Origin of the sequence: Clostridium bornimense (genome assembly GCF_018917145.1) — a bacterium.
Classification (GTDB): Bacteria; Bacillota; Clostridia; order Clostridiales; family Clostridiaceae; genus Clostridium_AN; species Clostridium_AN bornimense_A.
In genome coordinates, this window is the sequence record NZ_JAHLOD010000104.1 from 1 (window position 1) to 2,559 (window position 2,559).

Consider the following 2,559-nt stretch of genomic DNA (forward strand, 5'->3'; position numbering starts at 1 on the left):
CATATGATAATGATTAATTAGTGATTAGTTCACCTTATGATACTTACTTGACAAAGTATCACTTAACGGGAAATTTATAGAGAAATTATAAAGTAAAATCCCCTTTTTTAAAGGGGGCAGGATAAAGGACGGTGCAACCGCCAGATACATCTTCAAGGCAAAGCCATGAAATAAAAGGGATTTAAGCGTGGTGCAAAAGTACATATTACTTATTGAAAAGTGGTGCAATACACAGTAAAATATAATAGACAAGTCTATTAAAATAGGAAATATGGAGTGGTGCAATATGACTAAAAGATTAACAATAACATTTACAGATGAACAGGCAGAAACTATAGAAAAGATTGCTACAGTAAAAGGTATTAGCTTCGCAGATACAGTAAGGAGATTGTGTGATGAAGCTATAAAGATACAGGTATCTAATGACAATATTGATCTTGTTACTGAAATTATTGATGAAAGATTAAGAGCTATATTAAAACCACAAGTTGAAAGATTGGCTTCCATATCTGTAAAAGGAGCGATAATGAGTGCAACATCAACTTTTCTAAATGCACAAGCATTAAATGATTTTGTTCCACCTGAAAGGAGAAAGGATTTTAATACATCATATGAAAAGGCACGATTAAAAGGTATCGCTTACGTAAAGAGTAAAGTTTATGATATAGATGATATAAAGAAAGATATTTAAATAAAAAAATAATAGCATGATCCTTTAAGTTAAGAGGTGACAATAGTTTGCATAGTAATCTAGAAATAAGTTAATATAATTAGATAATATAAAAGAAAATGTTGTAAGATAAAGAAATATATAATATAATCAAAACATAAAAAACAAAAAAATAAAGTCCTTCACATCATTTCAAAGACGGCAATCAATGAAATGTTAGGAACTTATTAGGTACGGCAATACCAACAAGTAACGAAGAACTTCTGTTATATAGCGAAATTTCATTGTACTAGCCTACAAAGAAACATCAACTATATATATTCAATTAATATGAGTTAATATTATCAGAGAAACGTATTAATTGCAAGATATAAAGAAGAATTTCAAACCTTTCGGTACAGTGTACTGGAAGGTTTTTTTATTTTTATAAATGAATATTGGATAAAGTCCTGAATGGTAAGTGGTTAAAGGAATAACACTAAAAAAAACTGGTCGGCTCACCACCGATATCAACTCCGTTAGATGGAAAAAAGTTTTTTCTTAGACAAGCTATTTAAGATAGTTTCTTAGTAGTGGAGTGCCTGTCCTAGTGGAGTTTGTATTTGCTCCTAGGGGTGTGTATAGAGTTACATGGTAGTATGCTTGATAAAACTAGACCTAAGCAAGATTGATGTACATAGTGGTTGGAAGCCACGGGATAAATGCGACACGGATACCTCAATGGCTCCAAGCCATAATAATTAATGTTTGCTTATCCCCCTTGCAATTAGTATATTTATATTATATTGGTTGCAAGGGGGGGAGCGAGCCGTATTCCTAATTCACCTTGCCATAATAATTCCGCTAGTAGATAAAATCAATACTAGTTGAAAAAAATAGTGAGCGATGGGGTATAAGTTTATGAGTAAAAATAAACGTAAAAAGTATTATGCTATTAAGGAAGGCAAAGGAGTTAAGAATATAATAGTTCGAAGTTGGGCTGAGTGTGCTAAATTAGTTTTAGGATATAATTCAGTATATAAAAGTTTTTTAACAGAAGAAGAAGCTTTGAGTTATTTAAATAAGGTTGATGTAGAAAAGGTTAAAGATCAGACTAAAAAAGGAATAGAACGTAAAAAGATTAGGAAAGAAACGACTAGATCACTTAATGTTAGATTAGATAAAAAGTTATATGATGAGTTTGTATCTAAGTGTAATAAAATCGGGTTATCTAAAGAACAGATTATAACTTCAATGATAAAAGAATGGATTGAGTAGATGTGTAAAGAATTTTAGCAAATCTGATATATTAAATAATTCAACATATAAATTATAAGAAAATAATTAGTATATTGGTAAAATATGAAATATTATAGAGATAATTCATTATAAATCTATGTGGAAATTTTTTTATATGGCTTTTCATTTTGCAAAAGTCAAAATAAAGAGATATTATAAAGCATAGGCAAAAAAGGTTATAGATTGGAGCCTATAACCTTTTATACATGCAAATATAAAATATTATATAATTTTTTTGTATAGATATATAATAACGATTTGCAATTCAAAAGTAAATCTCCTAAATTGATTTTATTTGCATGTATTTTGCCTAATAAATTTAAAATAGGAGGGATACATATGTCAGACGTAGCTATAATATCTTTAGTTGGTGTAATTATTTCATCAATAATGTTAATTCTTAAATTGATTGAGATGTATAGTAATAAAACAAAATAATATTAGGTGGTGAGAATATTTATGTTAGTTAAAAAAGATATTTATCCTGCAATATTTAATTATGACACAGATGGAATTTCTATTGAGTTTCCAGATTTACCAGGGTGCTTAACTTGTGGAGATGATATTGATGAAGCAATTAAAACTGCAAAGGAATGTTTAGGATTACATTT

General features: G+C 28.9%; 3 protein-coding genes. All 3 read left to right on the forward strand.

Annotated elements, in window-relative coordinates:
• Positions 1-286 precede the first annotated feature (286 nt).
• Positions 287-691 (forward strand): hypothetical protein, encoded by a 405-nt coding sequence (locus KQI30_RS16620; protein ID WP_216464462.1) that lies wholly within the window; start codon positions 287-289, stop codon positions 689-691.
• Between the two features lie 879 nt (positions 692-1,570).
• Entirely contained in the window at positions 1,571-1,927 is a 357-nt protein-coding gene (locus KQI30_RS16625) for an RNase H1/viroplasmin domain-containing protein (protein WP_216464463.1), read from the forward strand.
• Positions 1,928-2,407: 480 nt separating this feature from the next.
• The coding region (locus KQI30_RS16630) for a type II toxin-antitoxin system HicB family antitoxin (protein WP_216464464.1) at positions 2,408-2,559 on the forward strand (152 nt) is incomplete at its 3' end.